20 protein-coding genes are annotated in these 20,782 nt (G+C 58.3%); 10 read left to right on the forward strand and 10 right to left on the reverse strand.

Annotated elements, in window-relative coordinates; genetic code table 11:
- Together AAC071_RS15590 and AAC071_RS15595 are read right to left on the reverse strand one after the other, a co-directional pair.
- Nucleotides 1-992: LLM class flavin-dependent oxidoreductase (locus AAC071_RS15590; protein WP_339834333.1), on the reverse strand; the 992-nt coding region annotated here is incomplete at its 3' end.
- A 39-nt stretch (nucleotides 993-1,031) separates the two neighbouring features.
- Nucleotides 1,032-1,844 carry an enoyl-CoA hydratase-related protein gene (locus tag AAC071_RS15595; RefSeq protein ID WP_339834335.1) on the reverse strand — a complete coding sequence of 271 codons (813 nt, stop codon included), beginning with the start codon at nucleotides 1,842-1,844 and terminating at the stop codon, nucleotides 1,032-1,034.
- Between the two features lie 156 nt (nucleotides 1,845-2,000).
- Here AAC071_RS15595 and AAC071_RS15600 point away from each other — a divergent pair, with 156 nt between their 5' ends.
- From AAC071_RS15600 to AAC071_RS15610, 3 genes are read left to right on the forward strand one after another with little or no spacing between them, the layout of a single operon-like run.
- Nucleotides 2,001-3,104 (forward strand): amidohydrolase family protein, encoded by a 1,104-nt coding sequence (locus AAC071_RS15600; RefSeq protein ID WP_339834336.1) that lies wholly within the window; start codon nucleotides 2,001-2,003, stop codon nucleotides 3,102-3,104.
- 58 nt (nucleotides 3,105-3,162) lie between these two features.
- Nucleotides 3,163-4,845, forward strand: coding sequence for an amidohydrolase family protein (locus AAC071_RS15605; RefSeq protein WP_339834337.1), 1,683 nt, complete (start codon nucleotides 3,163-3,165; stop codon nucleotides 4,843-4,845).
- A gap of 14 nt (nucleotides 4,846-4,859) precedes the next feature.
- Complete coding sequence (locus AAC071_RS15610; RefSeq protein ID WP_333666757.1) at nucleotides 4,860-5,753, forward strand: alpha/beta hydrolase; 894 nt, start codon at nucleotides 4,860-4,862, stop codon at nucleotides 5,751-5,753.
- Here the strand turns inward: AAC071_RS15610 and AAC071_RS15615 are convergent, their stop codons facing one another.
- From AAC071_RS15615 to AAC071_RS15630, 4 genes are read right to left on the reverse strand one after another with little or no spacing between them, the layout of a single operon-like run.
- Nucleotides 5,754-6,593 carry a helix-turn-helix domain-containing protein gene (locus AAC071_RS15615; protein WP_012110709.1) on the reverse strand — a complete coding sequence of 280 codons (840 nt, stop codon included), beginning with the start codon at nucleotides 6,591-6,593 and terminating at the stop codon, nucleotides 5,754-5,756. It abuts the gene before it with no gap.
- Between the two features lie 54 nt (nucleotides 6,594-6,647).
- Nucleotides 6,648-8,693: an NADPH-dependent 2,4-dienoyl-CoA reductase gene (locus AAC071_RS15620; RefSeq protein ID WP_339834405.1), complete on the reverse strand. Its 2,046-nt coding sequence runs from the start codon at nucleotides 8,691-8,693 to the stop codon at nucleotides 6,648-6,650.
- 19 nt (nucleotides 8,694-8,712) lie between these two features.
- Entirely contained in the window at nucleotides 8,713-9,561 is an 849-nt protein-coding gene (locus tag AAC071_RS15625) for a MaoC/PaaZ C-terminal domain-containing protein (protein ID WP_012110711.1), read from the reverse strand.
- A gap of 54 nt (nucleotides 9,562-9,615) precedes the next feature.
- On the reverse strand, nucleotides 9,616-10,185 hold the full coding sequence (locus tag AAC071_RS15630) for a carboxymuconolactone decarboxylase family protein (protein WP_339834346.1): 570 nt from the start codon (nucleotides 10,183-10,185) through the stop codon (nucleotides 9,616-9,618).
- 149 nt (nucleotides 10,186-10,334) lie between these two features.
- Between AAC071_RS15630 and AAC071_RS15635 the strand changes: the two genes are divergently transcribed.
- The 6 genes from AAC071_RS15635 to AAC071_RS15660 all read left to right on the forward strand — a co-directional run bounded on the left by AAC071_RS15635 (nucleotide 10,335) and on the right by AAC071_RS15660 (nucleotide 16,874).
- On the forward strand, nucleotides 10,335-11,429 hold the full coding sequence (locus AAC071_RS15635; RefSeq protein WP_012110713.1) for a zinc-binding dehydrogenase: 1,095 nt from the start codon (nucleotides 10,335-10,337) through the stop codon (nucleotides 11,427-11,429).
- Between the two features lie 87 nt (nucleotides 11,430-11,516).
- Entirely contained in the window at nucleotides 11,517-12,686 is a 1,170-nt protein-coding gene (locus AAC071_RS15640) for a transporter (protein WP_339834349.1), read from the forward strand.
- Nucleotides 12,687-12,688: 2 nt separating this feature from the next.
- On the forward strand, nucleotides 12,689-13,111 hold the full coding sequence (locus AAC071_RS15645) for a Zn-ribbon domain-containing OB-fold protein (protein WP_339834351.1): 423 nt from the start codon (nucleotides 12,689-12,691) through the stop codon (nucleotides 13,109-13,111).
- 39 nt (nucleotides 13,112-13,150) lie between these two features.
- Nucleotides 13,151-14,344, forward strand: coding sequence for an acyl-CoA dehydrogenase family protein (locus AAC071_RS15650; RefSeq protein WP_339834353.1), 1,194 nt, complete (start codon nucleotides 13,151-13,153; stop codon nucleotides 14,342-14,344).
- Between the two features lie 11 nt (nucleotides 14,345-14,355).
- Entirely contained in the window at nucleotides 14,356-15,441 is a 1,086-nt protein-coding gene (locus AAC071_RS15655) for an acyl-CoA dehydrogenase family protein (protein ID WP_339834355.1), read from the forward strand.
- A 233-nt stretch (nucleotides 15,442-15,674) separates the two neighbouring features.
- Nucleotides 15,675-16,874 carry an acyl-CoA dehydrogenase family protein gene (locus AAC071_RS15660; RefSeq protein WP_339834357.1) on the forward strand — a complete coding sequence of 400 codons (1,200 nt, stop codon included), beginning with the start codon at nucleotides 15,675-15,677 and terminating at the stop codon, nucleotides 16,872-16,874.
- Between the two features lie 27 nt (nucleotides 16,875-16,901).
- Here AAC071_RS15660 and AAC071_RS15665 read toward each other — a convergent pair whose 3' ends face one another.
- On the reverse strand, nucleotides 16,902-17,117 hold the full coding sequence (locus AAC071_RS15665; protein WP_293217650.1) for a hypothetical protein: 216 nt from the start codon (nucleotides 17,115-17,117) through the stop codon (nucleotides 16,902-16,904).
- Between the two features lie 524 nt (nucleotides 17,118-17,641).
- Between AAC071_RS15665 and AAC071_RS15670 the strand changes: the two genes are divergently transcribed.
- Nucleotides 17,642-17,785 carry a hypothetical protein gene (locus AAC071_RS15670; RefSeq protein WP_339834360.1) on the forward strand — a complete coding sequence of 48 codons (144 nt, stop codon included), beginning with the start codon at nucleotides 17,642-17,644 and terminating at the stop codon, nucleotides 17,783-17,785.
- A 361-nt stretch (nucleotides 17,786-18,146) separates the two neighbouring features.
- Here AAC071_RS15670 and AAC071_RS15675 read toward each other — a convergent pair whose 3' ends face one another.
- The 3 genes from AAC071_RS15675 to AAC071_RS15685 all read right to left on the reverse strand — a co-directional run bounded on the left by AAC071_RS15675 (nucleotide 18,147) and on the right by AAC071_RS15685 (nucleotide 20,749).
- Nucleotides 18,147-18,959 (reverse strand): hypothetical protein, encoded by an 813-nt coding sequence (locus tag AAC071_RS15675; RefSeq protein ID WP_339834362.1) that lies wholly within the window; start codon nucleotides 18,957-18,959, stop codon nucleotides 18,147-18,149.
- Nucleotides 18,956-19,846, reverse strand: coding sequence for a methyltransferase domain-containing protein (locus AAC071_RS15680; RefSeq protein ID WP_339834364.1), 891 nt, complete (start codon nucleotides 19,844-19,846; stop codon nucleotides 18,956-18,958). The genes AAC071_RS15675 and AAC071_RS15680 overlap by 4 nt, the downstream gene beginning before the upstream one ends.
- Nucleotides 19,847-19,969: 123 nt before the next feature.
- Nucleotides 19,970-20,749, reverse strand: a complete 780-nt coding sequence (locus tag AAC071_RS15685; RefSeq protein ID WP_339834366.1) for a class I SAM-dependent methyltransferase — start codon at nucleotides 20,747-20,749, stop codon at nucleotides 19,970-19,972.
- Between the last annotated feature and the right edge of the window lie 33 nt (nucleotides 20,750-20,782).

Raw genomic sequence — 20,782 nt, forward strand, 5'->3', positions numbered from 1 at the left:
CCGAAAAGGAAGCAGGGATTGATGTCGAATTCGCCAAGAAGCGATTTGCGATATTCGAACTTCTCGAGGATTTCCTTGGGCGTCCCCCAGGCCGTGACATCGAGGTAGGTCTTGGCCATTCCATCCTTGCCGAGCGCGCGAATGGCGTCGACGGCCTGGGCATAGGACTCGTAGCCCTTGGCGTTCTTAAAATGCTCGCCGGCCAGTTCATAGTGATCGAGTACCGAAAGCAGATAGTTGGTCACATATTTTTGTCCCAACTCCTTCGCGCGCGCAGGATCGGTGTCGCAATAGGTGAAGTCGCATATCATGATCGGCGGCGCGTCTTCGCCATGCTGCGCCTTGTACGCAGCCTTGTATTCCTTGACGGCCTCGGCCTGAGCTTCCCACGGCTTTTGAGCAAAGATCACCATCCGCGCGCCAGCCTTCGCGCACTGAAGAACGGATTCCGGCGACATGGCGACCTGATAGATGCGCCCCTTGAAGGAGCCGCGCGGATTGGGACGGATTTCTATCCGCTTCTGCGGATAGAAGGGGCCGCTTCCTTCGATGAAGCCGGTCTCGAGAGCGTCTATAATCATCGGGCTTGCTTCATCGAAGCGTTGGCGGGCTTCGTCCATGTTCACGCCCATGCCGTCATATTCCTTGCGCGCCAGACCGCGCCCCATCCCGAAGAGCGTTCGGCCTTGGCAAAGGTGATCCAGCAGGACGACCTTTTCCGCGATCCGAACGGGCACATTCCAGGGAAGGATGACAGCGCCGGTGCCCAACTTGATGCGTTTGGTGCGCGCCGCCATGTAACTCAGGAACTGGGTGTTGTCGGGACAAAACGAATAGTCCTCGAAATGATGCTCGACGGGCCACAATGCGTCAAAGCCGAGTTCTTCCGCCAAAAGCCCGAGACGGATCTCCTCGTCATAGACCTGGCCGTCGGTTACGCCAGAGTTGGCTCTGTCGAAATTCTGAAAAACCATCTGAATGCCGAACTGCATCGGAACGTCTCCCCGTGGTAATGATTTCGGTTTCTTGCTTCAACGGCCCTTATAGTTTGGCTTGCGCTTCTCCATGAATGCCTTGGGTCCCTCGCGGGCATCTTCGGTCTTGAACACGGGGGCTGCGAAGCGCGACTCCATACCCATCGCCTCGCTCTCGGGGCGTCCCAGACATTCGCGGGCAGATTTGCGAATTGCCTGAACGGCGATCGGCCCATTCGCGGCGATCTTCTCCGCGAGTTCGAATGCCGCGTCGAGCACTTGCTTCTGGGGGACGACACGATTCAGGAATCCCAGATCGTAGGCCTCCTGCGCGCTGATCAGGTCGCCGGTGAGCAGCAGTTCCATTGCCCTTGCATAAGGTATCTGGCGCGGAAGGCGCACCGTTGAGCCGCCGCCCGGAAAAATCGCCCATTTGACTTCCTGCACGCCGAGCTTTGCCGTATCCGCGGCGATACGCATGTCGGTTCCTTGCGCCAGCTCCATCCCGCCTGCGACGGCAAAGCCGTTGATCGCGGCGATGACCGGCTTTGTCACATCGAATGTGCGCAACAAGCCCTTGGCCAGGATATTCGGATCAGCCAGAATTTTCTGATCCCATTCGTTTTGCGGTTTGCGTGCGCCATTTATGAGCGGGATGAGTTGCCCGAGATCCGCGCCCGAACAAAACGCCTTGTCTCCGGCGCCGGTGACGATGGCGACGCGGATATTCGCGTCGTCGCGCACCTCTTCCCAATGACCGGCAAGCCTGACCAACATCTCCGGACTGAACGAGTTGCGCGCTTCCGGGCGGTTGAGCGTGATCAGCGCGATATGGCCCTTTTTTTCGAGCAGGGCCGGTTCCATCGTCATGTTCGCGTCTCCTCTGAATAACATATATGTGTTGCTGATCGCATGGATGTAAATTTATCTGGACTCGGGTTGCGCGGCCAGCGAAGATTTATGATCAGGGATTGTCAAATTAAAAGTCGCGCCCTTGAAACCAAATACGACGCTGGGAGAGCGCCAATGATCAAGAAGCCGATATCCGCGGATTCGCACATCACCGAACCTCCGCATTGCTATGTTGATTACATTGATCCCAAATTCCGTGATCGCGCGCCGCGCATCCAGCGGATCGACAAGATTGGCGATGCTTTCATCGTCGATGGTATGGGGTCTCCAGTTCCGATGGGGCTGGTGGCCGCCGCCGGCAAGGATCCGGCGGAGATCACGACAGACGGCGTCGCCTTCGAAGACCTGTGGAAGAGCGGCTGGGACGCCAAGTTCCGCGTTGCGGACCAGGAGAAGGATGGCATTGCGGCCGAGTTCATCTATCCGACGGTCGGAATGGTGATCTGCAACCATCCCGACTTCGACTACAAGAAGGCCTGCTTCGACGCTTATAATCGCTGGTTGCAGGAATACTGCGGGGAGGCGCCTGACCGTCTTTACGGTCTTGCGCAGGTTTCCATGCGATCACCGGAAGATGGCGTTGCGGAAATCAGGCATGCGAAGGAGATGGGCTTCAAGGGTGTGATGATGCCCGGAAACCCCGCCGTCGAGGATTATGATTCAACTGTATACGACAAGGTCTGGGCGACCGCTGTCGAGTGCGACATGCCGCTCTCGTTCCACATCCTGACCGGCAAATCGGACAGTCTTTCGGGGCAGGTCCGGGGTCCGCGTATCAACGGCTTCCTCTCGATCATTCGTGGCTGCCAGGACGTGATGGGCACTTTCATATTCGGCGGTGTCTTCGATCGCTTCCCCGACCTCAAGGTTGTCTGCGTCGAGGCCGATGCGGGCTGGGTTCCGCACTACATGTATCGCATGGACCATGCCTACAAGCGTCATCGCTACTGGATGAAGGCGCCGCCGCTCAAGCGGATGCCGAGCGACTATTTCAACGACAACATCTATGTGACGTTCCAGGACGACTGGGTTGCCTTCAGGATGAAGGATATGTGCAATGTTCGCCGCCTGATGTGGGCGAACGATTTCCCGCATTCGGATTCGACCTGGCCCTGGTCGCAGGCAATGCTGGAAGAGCACACGAAAAATCTGAGCGAGCAGGAACGCAACTGGATATGCCACGACAACGTCGCGGAACTCTACCAGCTCGCCGTTTGACGATCCGTATGCTGATGTCAAGGCGCGGGTTTTTTCGATTCACGGGGAGGACGTTTTCATGGACTACGATCTGAAGATCGTGGGTGGATTCATTGTCGACGGCACCGGCTCTCCGGGCTATGCCGGAGACATCGGTATTCGCGATGGCAAAGTTGTGGCTATGGGGCAGGCCCCCGCCGGGGCGAGGACGACTATCGACGCCCGGGGGCAGGTCGTTGCCCCCGGCGTCGTCGATATACATACGCATTACGATGCCCAGCTTCTGTGGGACAGGAATCTGTCGATCTCGCCGTGGCACGGCGTGACGACGGTCGTGGTGGGCAATTGCGGGTTCGGCATCGCACCGACGCGCAAGGAGCACTGCGGCCTTATTCTGCGGACGCTCGAAAATGTCGAGGGCATGAGCGTCAGGGCGCTGGAGGCCGGTCTCGGCGACGAATGGGGGTTCGAGACGTTTCCCGAATATCTCGACGTCGTGGAAAAGAAGGGTACGTTGATCAACGTGGCCGTTCTTCTGGGGCATACGCCGCTTCGCCTCTATGCCCTCGGGCCTGAATCCACCGAACGGGCGGCGCGGCCGGAGGAGGTCAGGCATATGAAAAGCCTGATGCGCGAGGGCCTCGAAGCGGGCGCACTCGGTTATGCGACATCGAAATCGCCGACGCATGTGGGCTACGAGGGCAGACCGGTTCCAAGCCGGCTGGCGGCGTTCAGCGAGATACGGGAGATCGCGTCGGCGCTGGGCGAGGCGGGCGAAGGCGTGATACAGGCGACTGTCGGCAAGGAACTGTCATTTGATGAATTCGCGGAATTGAACCGCGTTTCCGGTCGCCATGTCAGTTGGACGGCGTTGCTGGGCGGTGGCGGGGTGCTGAATGTCGGCTCCGCGGCCGAGCAGTTGGCGCGCTCAAACGAACTTCAGTCGGCTGGTTACGCGGTGTTTCCGCAGGTCACCTGCAGGCCACTCAATTTTGAATTTCGATTCGATCAGCCGTTTCTGTTCCAGAGCATGCCGGTCTTCGCGCCGGTGAACAAAGCCGACCGCGCGGAAAAACTGAGGCTTTACGCCGACAACTCTTTCCGGGCGGGATTCCGGGACGCGATGCGTGGTCCGATTCTCAGTGCATGGGACAAGGCGGTCATCGCTTATTGTCCGGATCGGCCGGAGTTCGGAGAACGGCTGGTGTGCGACGTAGCAGCGGAACTCGGATGCAACTCGATCGATCTTGCGTTGGATCTCTCGATTCAAAGCGATCTGCAGACGCGGTTCCGCCTGCCTGTCGCAAACGCCGACGAAGACGAAGTGGCAACGTTGCTGCGCGATTCCTGCACGGTGCTCGGCCTCTCGGACGCAGGCGCGCATGCGAGCCAACTCTGCGATGCATGTTTTTCTACGCATCTTCTCGGAAGATGGGTCCGTGAAAAGCGCGTTTTGACGCTGGAGGAGGCGGTCCGGATGCTGACATCGCGGCCCGCCGAGGTGTTCGGCATCAAGGATCGCGGTCGCCTCGCTGTGGGAATGCCTGCCGATGTCCTGATCTTCGACGCCGAAACGGTTGGCGCAAGTTCCCTTCGCAGGGTCTATGACCTGCCTGCTGGCGAAGACCGGCTGATTTCCGATGCCTCGGGCATTTCGGCCGTCGTCGTCAACGGGACATTGATCCGGCGCAATGGCGTCGATGTGTTGGGCGCCGAAGGTCGTTTGCCGGGCCGTCTGTTGCGCCATGGCGCAGCAGCCTGAGGAGGACGTGAAAAATGAGTCTTGAGGAACTTGCTGTCGTTCGTCAGCTGCTTGCGGGCCTTGTGACCGGGGAGGCTCGTTCTCTTGAGGATTTTCGTACCTCGTATGACGAGGCTGGCAAGGCGTTCGGTCTTCCCGAAGGCGTGACGGTCACGCCGGTTTCCGCCGGCGGGGTTCCCGGCGAATGGCTGGCGCCGGCTGCCGGTGCCGGCAAGCGGGTTTTGCTCTATCTGCATGGAGGAGGCTATGCGCTTGGTTCTCTCGACTCGCATCGCCATCTTGCGGCGCGCGCAGCTCTTGCCCTGAAAGGCCGGGTTCTGCTGATCGACTACAGGCGGTCTCCAGAGCATCCATTTCCGGCGGCTGTCGATGATGCGCTTGCTGCTTATCGCTGGTTGATCGAGACGGGCGTCGACCCGGCGAAGCTCGCTGTGGCGGGAGATTCAGCCGGCGGCGGCCTGACGGTTGCCGTGCTTCTGGCGGCGCGCGATGCCGGTCTCGGACTTCCGGCTGCGGCCGTTTGTATTTCGCCGTGGGCCAATCTTGAAAATAAAGGTGCCTCTTATGGCGCGAAAGCGAATGTGGACCCGATGGTGCGCCATGCCGATCTTGAGCTGTGGACGGCGGCCTATCTGGGAACTTCAACCCCGCGCAGGACGCCTCTGGCATCGCCGGTATATGCCGATCTCAAGGGATTGCCGCCATTCCTGATTCAGGTAGGCAGTTCGGAGGTTTTGCTCTCGGATAGCCACTTATTGGCCGATAGATTGAAAGAGGCTGGCGTATCCGTCAATCTCCATGTCTGGCCGGAGATGATTCATGTCTGGCACTGGTTTGCGCCGGTCTTGAGCGAAGGCCGCGCGGCGATCGACGAGCTGGCCAGCTTCCTGGATACAAAGCTCGGATGATTATGGCGCTGTATCGTCGTCGATTTCAAGTTGGTCCTCGTCGTCTACAGTCTCCTTAAAGCCTTGCCCGTTTTGTGAGATGTGCTCGGCGATAGCGTTTTTCAGTAACGCCGTGAACGGTTGTTTACGATTGCGAAAATACTCGTTGGGAGCGGCTATGCCGATCGCGACCGAGCGTCCGGACGGACCCATCGGAATGGGCATCGCCAGCATAGTCGCTCCCGGCGTCACGAGATCGCTGTAAAGCGCAAGCCCGCGTTTTCTGATTCTTTGCAGTTCGTCTTCGATCTCCTGCATCGATTCCCGCCGCTCCGGCATGGCGGCAAGGGCATCATGAATCAGACGTCTCGCTTCGGGCAACGGAAGTTCGCTCAGCAGAACGCGGCCAATCGTCGAAAAAGCGAGCATTCGCTTGGTGCTTGGCTTGACATGGAAGCGGATGGGCGACGTACCTTGAATCACCTTCACATATTGAGCATAAGCCCCTAGACGCGCAGCGAGGATGATCGTGCATCCCGTATCGGCCGAAAGCCGTCTCATAAGGCGCTGGACATTCCGGATCGGTAACGCCTCGGCTTCCACCCAGTTTCCCAGCAGAGATATCCGGATGCTTGGAAAAAAAGTCTTGCCCCGGTCGTCGTGCTCCAGATAACCGAGGCTCACGAGGCTTTTCAGAAGGGCGGCGGTGCTGGAATGAGGATAACTCAGCGCCTGCGCTACGTCTTGAATCGTCACCGGGCGTCTTACTTCGTCGAAATACTCGAAAATCTCCAGAACACGGGTCGCGGATTTTACCGTTGCAGCCGACGGCTGTTCGGATTTGAGGACATTAGCGTTCATGCGACAACTCTGATTTATATGGTCTCTTCCGCGTCTCGTTTTTCGTTTGTTTCCTCAAAGAAAGAGCGCGAGGCGCGTGCCATCCTCGATCGCCTTCACAGCATCAAGTTGTTGAGGCTTGTCGACGCCGCCGATCATGTGAACGGGTTTGCCCAGGGACTGCGCCAACGACAACGCATCGTCCGCCGATTCCTGTCCGGCGCAGACGACAATCGTGTCGACTTTCAAAGTCTGCGGTTTACCGCCTGCCTCGATGTGGAGCCCGGTATCGTCGATTTTCCGATAGGTTACATCGCCGGTCATCGTAACGCCGCGGAACATCACCTCCAGAAAATTCGCCCATCCCCTGGTCTTGCTCAGGCTGGCGCCGAAGCTATCGCGCGGCTTGCGCTGGAGAAGATGAATCTTGCGCGATGAAGGCCATTGATGATTGGCGGGCAGCAACGCGCCTGGCTGCGTATAGCTCAGATCAATTCCCCACTCGGCGGAAAATCCCTCGACATCGGGATGTAACGGATCGTGTGGGCCATGCGGATGGGACAGAAGCGTCGCCACGTCGAAGCCAATGCCGCCGGCACCGACAATGGCAACCTCGGCACCGACGCGTGCGGTGTTTGTGATTGCCTCTACATAGGTCATAACCGACGGGTGATCCGAACCCGGAATGTCGAGATGGCGCGGGCGAACGCCGGTTGCGACGACGATTTCGTCAAATTCTCCGCTCTCCAGATCGGCGAGCGAAGCCGGACGGCCGCAGTGAACCTCGACGCCCAGTTCGTCGAGCCGGTTCCTGAAATAGCGGATAGTCTCGGCATAATCCTCCTTGCCGGGAATCCGCTGTGCCAGATTGAATTGACCGCCGATATCGATGTCGGCTTCGAATAGTACTACCTTGTGGCCGCGTTCGGCCGCCGTCACCGCGCAGGCAAGACCCGCCGGGCCGCCGCCAAGGACCGCAATGTGCTTTCCTCTGGCTGCTGTCGCGATCTTGAACTCGACTTCGCGGCATGCGGCGGGATTGACCATGCAGGTCGTCAGCCGTCCGGTAAAGGCATTGTCGAGGCAGGCCTGATTGCAACCGATGCAAGTATTGATTTTCGACGATGCGCCCGATGCCGCTTTCGCAACAAAATCGGGATCGGCCAATAGTGGACGCGCGAGCGAAACCATATCGGCTTGTCCGTCTGCAATCAGTTGCTCCGCTTGCTCCGGCGTATTGATCCGGTTGGACGCGACCACGGGTATCGCGACTTCTGCCTTGAGCCGCTTGATCGCCCAGGTGAAAGCTCCGCGCGGCACCATATGAGCGATCGTCGGCACACGCGATTCATGCCAGCCTATGCCGGTATTGAGGATGTTTGCGCCGCTTACCTCGACATCTTTTGCGAGGGCGGCGACGTCCGGCCAGGAATTACCCCCCTCGACAAGATCTAGAACGGATATCCGGTAAACGATAATGAAGTCCGGTCCGCAATGCTTGCGGACACGCCCGACGACTTCAACCGGCAAGCGTCGCCGGTTTTCCGCCGAACCGCCCCAACCATCTGTGCGCTGATTTGTGCGCGCCGCAGTGAACTGATTGAGAAAATAGCCCTCCGAACCCATGACTTCAACGCCGTCATATCCGGCTTCGCGTGCGAGTGCCGCGGCAGTGCCAAAATCCTCGATGGTCTGGAGGATTTCATCTTCACCCAGGGCGCGGGGCGCAAGCGGATTGATGCGGGACCTGACTGCGGAGGGAGCCACCAGTTCGGCATGCCGGCTGTACCGGCCCGCATGCAGGAGCTGGAGAACGATCTTTCCGCCCTCATCGTGGACAGCGCGTGTGATCACACGATGACTCTCAACGAGGTCCTCAGTCATGACCGACGCGCGCTCTGCAAGCCTTCCTGCCCTGTTCGGCGAGATACCGCCGGTAACAAGAATTCCGACGCCGCCCTTTGCGCGTCGTGCGAAGAATTTGGCCTGTCGCTCGAAACCGTCCGGCATCTCCTCGAGGCCGGTGTGCATCGATCCCATCAAAACGCGGTTTCTGAGCGCAGTAAACCCGAGATCGAGCGGTGCAAGCAGATGAGCAAAGATATCTGGCGTTTTTTTCACTTCGACCAATTTCCGTCCGTCAGGGCTTGAATGCCGCTTTGGCCTGAGACAGCACGACATTACCGTTTTGCGTCTCGGCCTGCACGATTGCGACTCCGTCGCCCGTTTTCCACATCTTCGTTATAATGGTGTCGCCGAAATAGACCTGAGCGGCAAAGCGTCCGCTGAGAGATTTGAAGCGGGCAGGATCGTTGCCGCAAAGCTCGCGCAGGACCGCGCGGCCGACAAAGCCATATGTGCAAAGCCCGTGAACGAAGGGCTTTTCAAAGCCGCCCAGTTTGGCGAAGTCCGGATCGATGTGGATCGGATTGCGGTCGCCCGAGAGGCGGTAGATTGCCCCTTGCTCGGGGCGCGTCACATCCTCGACCACGGCGTCAGGCGTCCGATCCGGCGGCGTCGAGTCGACGCCCGAAGGGCCGCGCTCTCCGCCGAATCCGCCGGCGCCGCGCACAAATAGTGTTGCGTGAGTTTTGAAGAGGGGCCCCTTCTCGTCGGAACCTGTGCTCTCAACCCCGATAACGGCCGCCTTGCCTTTGTCCCAAACCTCGGAAACGCGTCCCGTTACCTTGATCTTGGCCGATGAGGGCAGGGGACGCAGCAACTCGACGGATTGCTCGCCATGCAGCAGCATTTCCAGCTTCATCTCGACGCCGCTCATCAGCCCGGCGAGCCCTCGCCCGCCAGGGATGACGGCGTAAGTCGGCAAAACTTTCGGTCCCCGGCCTTCGTAAATGAAATCAAGCCCGTCGGCGGGACGAGCGCCGACGCCGAGTGCATAGAGCATCGTGTCCTTGTCGGACCATTCCACATCGACGGCCGGAAACGTCATGCCGACCAAATCCTTCGAAATCGCCTTTTTTCCGCTCATTGTCGCGATCCTGTTCTTGAATTGTTATTCCTCGAATTGTTATTCCTCGCCAGATCAAGGCTTCTTGCCATCCGGTGGCCAGGCGACGACGCCATCCTCAAGCGGGATTTTCAGGCTTTTGAGCAGTTGCGAGAAAAGCGTCCAGTTGCCGATGGCGACAACCAGTTCGATGCGTTCTTCGGCCGTTTTCAGGTGTGCCGCACAGGCAGTCCAGGTGGCGTCCGAAATCATGCCGCCGTCGAGCGTCTCGTCGGTCGCGGCGAGAACGGCGCGGTCGGCGTCTGACAGGCAGGAAGCATTTTTCCAATCCCGCGTGGCGACCAGATCCGCCTCCGGAATGTCCAGCATGCGGGCGACCCGCCAATGTTGTGTCCATTCATAGAGCGATTTCGTCTTCCAGCCGATACGCATGATGATGAGTTCGCGCAGTCTTGCATCGAGCCTGTTGCCCTGGAAAAGCAGGGTGTTCAGCGTCGAGGCAAGCTCGCTCGCTACATCGGGATGCCGGAGCAAGACCCTGAAGACGCTGAGTGGCGCCATTTGTTCGGATATGCCGGCCTTCGCGGCCGCGGCCGCCGCTTCCGCCATCGACAGCAGGGGAACCCTGGGCGTTTCATCGGTCATTATTATTTTGTCCTCCCCAAAATTTTGCGAAGCCGGAAGTTTAGGGCTTCGCATCCTACCTTTGAGCCTCTATAACACATACGAAGATAAAAAAATATATATGTGTTATCGACGCGTCGTCGGCGCCGACACGAAACAGGGAGTTGAAAATGTTGCCGAAAAAATCGATGGCGATGGTGCAAACGGCTCCGCGCAAACTCGAAGCCCGCGATTTACCGATCCCCCAGATCGCCGACGACAGCGCCATCCTCCGCATCGAAGCCTGCGGCATTTGCGGCAGTGATTACGAACAATACGAAGGGGTCTTGCAGACTCCGATGCCGGTGATTCCGGGCCACGAACCTCTCGGGATTATCGAGGCAATCGGCGACAAGGCCGCCAGGCGCTGGGGCGTCGATGTTGGTGATCGGGTCGCCATCGAGACGATGCTGTCATGCCATTGCTGCGACACCTGTGTCGGCGGGCATTATCACCTCTGCGACCGTCGCCAGATCTACTCATATATTCCGCTCACGGAGTCACCGGGCCTCTGGGGTGCCTATTCGCAATATATGTATCTCGCGCCCAACACGATCCTTCACAAGATGGACAAGAACCTTCCGGCGGAACTGGCGGTCATGTTCAATCCGCTGGGCGCCGGTTTCCGCTGGGCGGTAGAGATTCCGCAGACGCAGGTTGGCGATACCGTTTTGATTTTTGGGCCCGGACAGCGCGGGCTTGCGAGCGTCGTTGCCGCACGTGAAGCCGGCGCGGGAAAGATCATAGTCACGGGGCTTGCGGCCGATTCAAACAAGCTCCAGATGGCGCTTGCTCTGGGCGCCGATCACATCATCGACGTGCAGAACGAAAATGTTGTCGATCGCGTGCGGGCGTTGACAAACGGAAAGGGCGCGGACGTCATCGTTGAGGTTACATCCTACGCGACTCAGCCGGTCCGTGATGCGCTGGATTGTGTCCGTATGGGCGGAACGGTCGTCCTTGCCGGCGTCAAGGGATTTAAGCCCGTCTCCGATTTTGTGTCCGACCTTATCGTCATGAAGGAAATCACCATCAAGGGCGCGATCGGCGTTACGTCGTCGGGATACAAGAAGGCGATCGAGATGATCGAGCGCCGCAAATATCCTCTTGAGCTCATGCACACTCATAATTTCGAGCTTGAGGAAGCTGAACTGGCGATCAAGACGCTGGCGCGCCAGATCGAGGGGCAGGAATCCGTCCATTCCTGTCTCATTCCGGCGACTTGATCTGTCTACAGAATATTTTCTACGGAAGGTGTGCGGCGGATCAACGAAAAGGCTGCGTGCCGGGGCAATGATGATGAGGGCAGTTTCGTGAAGAATTTCAGCGACAAGGCTGCGATCGTCGGGATCGGCGAGACCGGCTATGTAAAAGGGTCGGACCAGACGGCCGTGGCCATGATGCTCGACGCCGCCAGGCGGGCCATCACGGATGCGGGGCTGAAGCCTGGGGACATTGACGGCATGGTGCCGCCGCCCGTCTATACAACGTCGGAAGAACTGGCCGCCAACCTCGGCGTGGATGTGCTGCGATATGCCTCGACGGTCAACATGGGAGGCGCGAGTCCGACCACGGCGTTGCAGAATGCCGCCATGGCCGTGGCCTCCGGTATCTGCGACAACGTGCTGGTCACGCTCGGCTGGAACGGCTATTCGGCGCTGCGTCCCAAAGCGGGGGTGCCGCCAAGCCGGCCGATGAATATGAACACGCTGACCTCGACGATCCGGGGTTACTATCTCCCCTATGGCGTTCTGTTGCCGGTGCAGATGTATGCCTGGCTCGCGATGCGGCACTCGAAACTTTACAATGTCGGCCCCGAGGCGACGGGTTGGATTGCGATGGCGTGCCGCAAGCATGCCCAACTCAACGACCGCGCCCTGACCTGCGGTCAACCGATGACGATGGACGATTACATGCGGTCGCGCATGGTGTCCTCGCCGTTCCGTTTATACGATTGCTGTCTTGAAACAGATGGGGCCTGCGCCGTCGTGGTGACGAGTGCCGAGCGGGCGAGGGACTTGCCTCACAGGCCGGTCTATATCTCCGGTGCGGCCGAGGGTCATCCTTATCCTGCCGACGATATTCCGTCACGGCCGGATCCTTTCAAGATCGGTTTGAGCTACGCCGCGCCGCGCGCGTTCGCCATGGCTGGCGTGACACCGAAGGACATGGACTTTCTGCAGGTCTACGACTGTTTCACCTATGTTGTGCTGCTCCAGCTCGAAGCCCTGGGTTATTTCGAGCCGGGTGGCGCGCTCGATTTCGTCAAGGATGGACAGATCGAGCTCGGCGGTAAGCTCCCGCTTAACACGCATGGCGGACTTTTGAGCGAGGCACATGTGTGGGGCCTCAATCATGTGCTTGAGGCGACCCGCCAATTGCGCGGCGATGCGGGCAAGCGGCAAATTCCGGATGCCGAAATCGGACTCGTGACCGGATGGGGCGATCTCGGCGATGGTAGCCTCGCGATTTTGAGGAGGTAAAAATGGAAATTGAGCAACCGAAATATCCTCAGCCCGCGACCGTCGATCCGGTCGATGCGGAGTTCTGGAAGCTTTGCCAGGACAGCGTCCTGCGTTTTCAGCAGTGCAGCCATTGTGATACCTGGCGGTTCCTTCCGCGTTACATGTGTGCAAAATGTAGCTCGCCGGATTACGAGTGGATGCCGAGCAGCGGGCGCGGGCGCGTTTTTTCCTGGACGGTGACCTACCAGCCCTTTCATCCGGCTTTCGCACGCGACGTGCCCTACATAGCTGCGGTCGTGGAATTGGAAGAAGGCGTCCGCATGGCGACGCGCTTGCTCGACTGCGACCCGGAGGCAGTTGAACTGGACATGCCTGTGGTCCTTGTCTTCAAGGATATCGGCGACGGATTCATGCTTCCGTGTTTCAAACCTGCCCCGAAATAAAAGCAAAGCCAATCGCCATCTACGCATCGGAGATCGAAAATGGATCTGGCATACGGCCCCAAATACGAGGCCTTCCGGGAAGAAGTCAGGGCGTTCCTGACGAAATACAAGAGTCAGGCGCCTAAGGGGCTCGGTGCTGCCGGGCGCCCGTCTCCCGAAGCCTGTTCCTGGCAGCAACTGCTGATCCAGTACGGCTATGCCGCGCGGACGATTCCGAAAGACTACGGCGGTTATGGTGCCAAGCCGGATATTCTCGAATCGCGCATCATCGCGGAGGAATTTTCCGCTGCTCGTGTGCCTTCGGCGTTGCAGAACCAGGGTATCTCCATGCTGGTGCCGACGCTTCTGGAACTTGGCACCGAGGAGCAAAAGAAAAAATGGGTGAAGCCGACGCTTCGCGGCGAGGTGGTCTGGTGCCAGGGATATTCCGAGCCGGGTTCGGGTTCGGACCTCGCCAGCCTTCAGACAAGGGCGACTGTCGATGGCGACGATTTCGTCATCAACGGTCAGAAAATCTGGACCAGTACCGCGCATGAGGCGGACATGATCTTCTGCCTGGTGCGCACTGAGCCCGACAAGCCGAAGCATGAAGGCATTTCCTATCTGATTTTCTCGATGAAAACGCCCGGCATCGAAGTCCGTCCGCTCACCACCATGACGGGCCATGCCGAATTCAACGAAGTCTTCTTCACCGATGTGCGCGTACCGAAGATGCAGATCGTCGGCCAGCGCGGGCAGGGGTGGTTCGTCGCCAACGCAACGCTGAAACACGAACGCGGAATGCTGGGTGATCCGGCCGCTATGGAAACCAGGTTCCAGGCCCTTGTCGATCTGATGCGCGAGGAGACTGTCGACGGGCAGCGGGCCATCGACAATCCAATTTTCCGGGACCGCCTGGTAAGGCTTCAGGCAGAACTTGCCGCCATGAAGTTCAATGGGCTCCGGCTGCTGACCAGCGCCAGCAAGGGCGAAGATTCCGGCTTGGCGCGCCTGATCGTGAAGCTTCAATCCTGCGAACTTACCCATCAAATATCGGCGCTCGCGATCGACGTCATGGGAGAGTTTGGCGTTCTCTACGACGACAGCCCCTATCTGCGCAGCCACGGCTCGTGGCAGTGGGGATACATGTTTCAGCTTGGGCTCATCATCGGCGGCGGCACGGCGCAGATTCAGAAAAACATTATTTCGGAACGTGGGCTTGGAATGCCGCGCGAACCGAAGCTGGCAAAATAGGAATTTATCCGATGGAATTTGCATTGTCGGAAGAGCAGCGCATGTTGCAGGACAGCGTCCGCCGTTTTCTTGAACAGAATGCGCCGCTTGACAAGGTACGCCTTGCCGCCGGGAACACGCATACCGTTCAGCGGTCCCTGTGGGCGGGCGCCAGCGAGCTGGGTATCCCTGGAATGCTGATTCCGGAAGATTTTGGCGGCATGGGTCTTGGGTTTCTCGACGCGGCGATCGTTTACGAGATGTTCGGTCGGCATGTGGCGCCGCTGCCTTTCCTTGGGACCGCCGTCATGGCGCCGCTCGCGCTGATGCTTGCAGGCAGCGAGGCCCAGCAGGAAAAGTGGCTTCCAAAAATCGCCGCGGGCGAGATTGTCGCAGGCGTGGCCGTCACGGAAAGAATCGGCATCCGCGAAGATGCCGGCGTGAAAGCCCGGAAGGGAACGCTCACGGGCAAGTCCCTCTTCGTGATCGACTGGGCTGAGGCCGATCTCTACATCGTGGCCGACAGCGACCATGGACTTCATGTCGTTTTGCCCGACGCGAAGGGTTTGTCGCGGCGGGCGCTCAACACCATCGACAAGACCCGATCGGTTGGCGAACTTGTCTTCGATCGGGTCGCGGCTGAGCCCTTGCGCCTATCCAGCGCCGACGCGGTTGCGCGGGTGATAGATGCCGGTAGGGTCATGCTTGCCGCCGACACCCTCGGCGCGGGTCAGATGATGATCGAGAAGGCGGTAGCTTATGCGGGAGAGCGCAAGCAGTTCGGCCGTGTGATCGGGTCGTTTCAGGCCGTGAAACACCTCTGCGCCGAGATGGCGGCCGCTCTCGAACCATCGCGTTCGCTGGTGTGGTATGCGGCCCATGCGCTGGACGAGGTGCCGGGCGACGCGCGCCTCATGGCATGTCATGCCAAGAGCCATTTGTCGGAAGTGGGCCGCTTCGTCGCGCGCACCGCGACCGAGGTTCATGGCGGCATGGGCTTCACCGATCTGCTTGGCCTGCATTACTGGTTCAAGCGTATTGGTTTCGATCGGCAGCTGTTGGGCGGGCCGGAGCTGGTTCGTCTTGAAGCGGCGCGCTTGCAGGGCTGGGCTGCCTAGACCCCGACCCGGGTATCGGGAAGCATGGATACGGTTGTCGATGTGTGTTGCCGCGACTCACGGCGCGGTAATATTCGCATCGGCCCGGCAATGGGGAGAGAAGCGGATTTATCGCGGCCAACCTTTCGCCGGAATTTTTGAAAGAGGCGGACAATTCGGTCTTTTGCCCACCCGGATAAATTCATTATAATAAAAATACAATCACCCGGATCGTCGCCGCGAAAGGTCTGTAGATGGATATCGAGCTTACGAAAGAGGACGATGCCTTCCGCGCGGAAGTCCGCCGGTTCATTTCGGAAAAACTCCCCAGGGAGCTCGCGGAGAGAGAGACAGTGGGCGCGTCTGGCGAGCGCGGGGCGCTCAGGCGCTGGCAGAAGGACCTCTTCGAGAAAGGCTGGGTAGCGGTCAATTGGCCCAAGCAGTATGGCGGCACCGGATGGACGCCGATGCAGAAGCATATTTTCAATGAGGAGATGGCCGCCGCTAACGCGCCGCGTCTTTCGCCTTTCGGTCTGTCAATGGTAGGCCCGGTGATCTACACCTTCGGCAATGAAGACCAGAAAAAGCAGCATCTGGCGGGCATTCTTACCGGCGATGTCTGGTGGTGCCAAGGCTATTCGGAGCCAGGATCCGGATCGGACCTCGCCTCGCTGAGGACCAGGGCCGTGCGTCAGGGCGACCATTACATCGTCAACGGCCAGAAAATCTGGACGTCGTACGCCCACGAAGCCGATTGGATTTTCTGTCTCGTGCGAACGGATGAGACCGCTAAACCGCAGGAAGGTATCTCGTTCCTTCTGATCGACATGAAGACGCCCGGCATTGAGGTGAAGCCCATCATTTCAATCGATGGCCTGCATCACTTGAACGAAGTTTTTTTTACTGACGTCAAGGTGCCGGTGACGAATCGCATCGGCGATGAAAACAAGGGCTGGACCTACGCGAAGTTCCTGCTCGTCAATGAGCGCACCGGCATTGCAGGTGTTCCCGAGTCCAAGCGCAAGATCGCGCACCTCAGAAAAATCGTGAAACAGGAAAGGCTCGGCGATGGCGCGGCGCTGGCGGACGAACCGGCATTCATGACGAGGCTCTCCGAAATCGAGGTAAAGCTTACGGGTCTCGAATATACCAATCTGAGGATCGTCGCGGAGGAGGTGGCGGGCCGCCCTGCGGGCCCCTCTTCCTCGACCTTGAAGATCGTCGGGACCGAAGTTCAGCAGGCGTTGTCGGAGCTTGCCGTCGAAGCAGTCGCCTTCTACGCCATGCCGTTCCAGAGGGAACATTTGATGGGAATCGCCAATGAGGCGCCCATCGGGCCCGCCTATGCGGTGAGTGTGACAAGCGCCTATAATTTCGGCCGCGCCGCTTCGATTTATGGCGGTTCGAACGAAATCCAGCGCAACGTCATCGCAAAGGCCGTTCTGGGACTTTGACGGCCCATCCGGGATGCGGCCCTTGTGTCAGTCCGCCAATCCGTCGGTCTCAGTGGCCTGTGAATAGGGCTTGAGCTGGTGATCGACATTGCCGAACTGGGTGCCGATCACGGTGAGGTGATTGTAGCGGCCGACATTGAGTTCGTCGGTCATGCCCATGTAGCCGACCGCTTCGGCGGAGAACGCCGCAATCGCCCGATCGGTCGCCTTCTCGACGAGAGGAAGGCCTTTCTTTTGCGCCAAGCAGCGCATCGGTGCCGACCTTGACGTTCTCGAAGGTGATTTCCAAGGCGCGGCGACCATCGACTGTCGGATAGTCGCACACCGGGACGCCGTCGCGCTGGGCGCCCGGCGTGTGGGCCGTGACGACGAGTTTCTGCACACAGCGCGCGCCGCGATGACGACTTCCTTGTCGCCGCTGATGACGTAGCCGGCGCCATCCTTCTTCGCGGTCGTGGTGAGATCGGCCAGATTCTGCGACTCGGTATAGCGAGGGCTCAGACCGTTTTGCCGCCGATCGCGTCCGGCGGTCTCGTCTTGCTAAGGAGGTCCTTGACGATTGGGCCAAGCTCGACCGGATCGAAACGGCGTTTCGGATTGATGGCGGGCCCCCGCAACCAACGATCAGCCCGCTGAGCTTTCCGCTCGGCGGGTTTTTTGTTGGTGCGCGCGGCGCGGCGGCGGCAGGCGCCGTTTGTCCGTGGCGGCGGGCGTGAACAGGCGTATGCTGAGCGCTGTTGTCACCTCGAAGCGGGGAGCGCGCGCCCATGAACCGGAACGGACTTTATCTCGTGATCGGCCTGCTGGCGATCGCGGCCCTGGCGGTCGGCTACCTGATCTACCAGGAAGAACAGAAGAGCGGCATCGACATCCAGATCGGCGAAAGCGGCATCACGATCGAGGAGCGCTGAGCGCGCGGGCCCGGCCGCCGGCTGTTCGCGGATTGACCGGCTGGACAACGGATTTGCACAGCGACGACAGCGGACCCCCCCCCTCTGTCACGGAACTGTCATAAAACTGTCACAAATGGCGCCGGGGCATCCGGCAGGGCGGGGACAAGTCGGACTTGTTTCCCGACTTATCCCTCAACTTGTCCCCGGGGGCGGGGCAGGTGACGGGGAAGGTGTCGCGGCAGGTGCGTTTGCCGGTGCGTTTCACGGTGCGCCTGCGGGGGCCGTGTGAGGTCGGCCTGGGGGCTGCGTCAGCGGCGTCGCGCCGGCTTCCGGCAGACGAGGACTTGGGTTCGTGGCCACCGAAGCTCCTCATTCGCTTTCAGGCGTGGAGCCTACGTGCTTCCTCTATAATCCTACTGACATAAAGAGAGCAATTGTCAGGGCTCACTTCGCCTCCGATCTCCACATCTCGTTCGTAGCCAAGCGCCTCGATTGATGCGGACAGCTCTTCGTTCAGCCACGCAAGATCGTCGGAGCTTATGAACGCCTTCCAGTCGTCGGTGCCGCCGCTCCTGAGTGTCCGCTGAAGGCCCTCACCTACGTCGCGGCTACCGGAGAGCAGGTCCGCAAGGGGATGGTTGGACAGATTCGATGAAACGAAATCTTCATATCTCAGGAGTGCCTTGTATTTTGGAGATAGTTGGCTGACGTAGTGCGCGTAAGCTTCTGTCATTCTCGGGGCACCCTCGGTAATGCGGACGTTGAAGCGATCCGCGAGACCGGCAACGAGGTCACGCAGCGAAAAGGACGGATCGCTTTCCTTGCGGCGAAAGATATTGATCCAATCTGCCGCATCTTCATCAGAACGCTTTGCAGCCTGGAAATATGGAAAGGCGACATAATTGATGCGGCTGATTAACTCAGCCCGAGGGTCGCGCGTGATGAAAATATTCCTCTGGAAGTTTGTTCTGGCTTCGTTGTGAATGATGCCATTGAGGAGCCTAATCTTCATGATCCAATGGTCGAAGATAATCTTGACGACACCATCCTCGCTGTGACTCGCAAGATGTTCAAAAAACGCGACATTCTTGGGCTCAAGATAATAGTTGCTGATGCCGGCGCTGTTCTGAATGGTTTTTGAGATGACTGTGGTGCCGGTCTTTCCAAGGCCAATGACAAGATAGCGCTTCATTCTGCTTCCAAGACTTTTTGAAGAATTGCCATAAATTCGACGCGAGGACGCGGCGTGTCGTAAACGCGAATGACTTTGAACGGAATGATTTGCATATCACTAAGAATATTTAACATCTCACGAAATGAAGGCGGCGAAAAGCGCCACGCATGTACATCGATGTAGGTTCCGTTTGCTGCGCGATACTGGCGGATTGCTTTGGCAATTTGATCTGGAATTTTGGCATTGTATTCCGGCTTCAGATGATCGCCTTCCCAATGGCGTGGAGCGTCATTGTGCGTCGAGAGGGCTATATGACGGATCACGTTCGCTAGCGTATGTGTCGAGCGTCTATCCTCGTGCGCCTCAATGACCTCGGCCACACTTGATTCTGGGATGAAATGATCGAAGGAGAACCGTTTGTCTGGGGCTGCTAGAAAGTAAAAGCCACCGTTCTCAAGAATTCGCCCAACCTGCTGAAGGTGTGCGATCATATCAGGTTGATGCTCAATACAATGAGCACTGCACACTGCCGCAAAGCTCCGATCAACTACGGAAAGATCACCGTTCGGCGAGACAAACTCTATGTAAGGGACATCGCCCGTCCGGCCGGAATTTCTTGCCCTTTTAATCAGCGCAGATTGATCGAGTACGTCGAAGTACGAAACGCCTTCGCCTATTGCCATCGGACGATCAAAGGGGCCGATTTCGAGGAGTGGCCTCACCTTATCGAAGAGGCAGACAAATCCGGAACGTAATGCTGCCGACGATGCCTGCCGTCCTTCATTGCGGCCATGCAACTCGTAGTGCCTTGTCAAGGCAATATCATCGAGAGCTGCCAGTTGTGAATAGCGACGGCGATAGAACGCAACATCAAACTCTGGCGGAAAATCTAATCTTTCCTTCATGGACATGCCGGTTGGAGTGCTAAAGAGGAAACTCTAAGGTCGGACACCTCTGTATCGTTGCTGTTCATTATAGCCTGCTTATTCACTCTTTTCTTTAGGCGTTAGATATGAAGCGCATCGCGGTTACCTCCGATGCGCGATAAGCGCCAAAGCGGGGCCATTGGGATGATTTGGATTGTCAAATCCGATTTCTGTCACATTGAATCCACACTGCTCGATAGCCTGAAGTAGGGATGGTCGAGTGAGCCAGTACGCCCAAGTGTGAGAGCCACCACAGAACCCCGCCCAGTTCAACGCTTCAAGATAGTTTCGCTTTGCGGCCGTATACTTTTTTTCGCCAACCTCTATTTCGGTAGCACTTTCAAACTGCCGGCTCGCCACACTATCGCCAATGACCGCCTGATCGTAATAGTGCGTCCAGAGAAAAAGCGTACTGGAAAGGCGTGTTAGGTTTTGCAGCAGATCGATCGGATGCGTCATATGATAAAGTATGCCGGATGCCACACAGAGATCGAAGCTTTCGTCCGCGCCAGCAGCGTATTCCAATGCGTCTGCGTAGAGGAATTGGGCGCGATGAAGATTAAATATCTCTTTTATACAAAGACATTTTAGGAATGAGCGGGAGTTCGACTCTATAGCTGTAATTGCTCTAGCGTTTCCATTATGCATCATGAATGTGTGGCCTGCTTCGAGTGGCCCTAGCTCAAGGATGTTCTTCCCATCAAAACCACCGATTCTGTCTGCAAGCCAACTTATGCGGGCATCGGCAAAAAGTGCTGCGGTGCCTGGAGTGGAAACCAGGCCGGACTCCTCAGGCATCATTGACGACCACTCACCGTTGAAAATGTCGATGACGGCCTGGGGGTCAGGCGGCGTTGTCACGTAAGCGTCGAGAATTTCCATGTATGCGGCCTGTGGTTGGCTGGAATAAACAAA

This window comes from uncultured Parvibaculum sp., from assembly GCF_963975745.1.
Lineage (GTDB): Bacteria > Pseudomonadota > Alphaproteobacteria > Parvibaculales > Parvibaculaceae > Parvibaculum.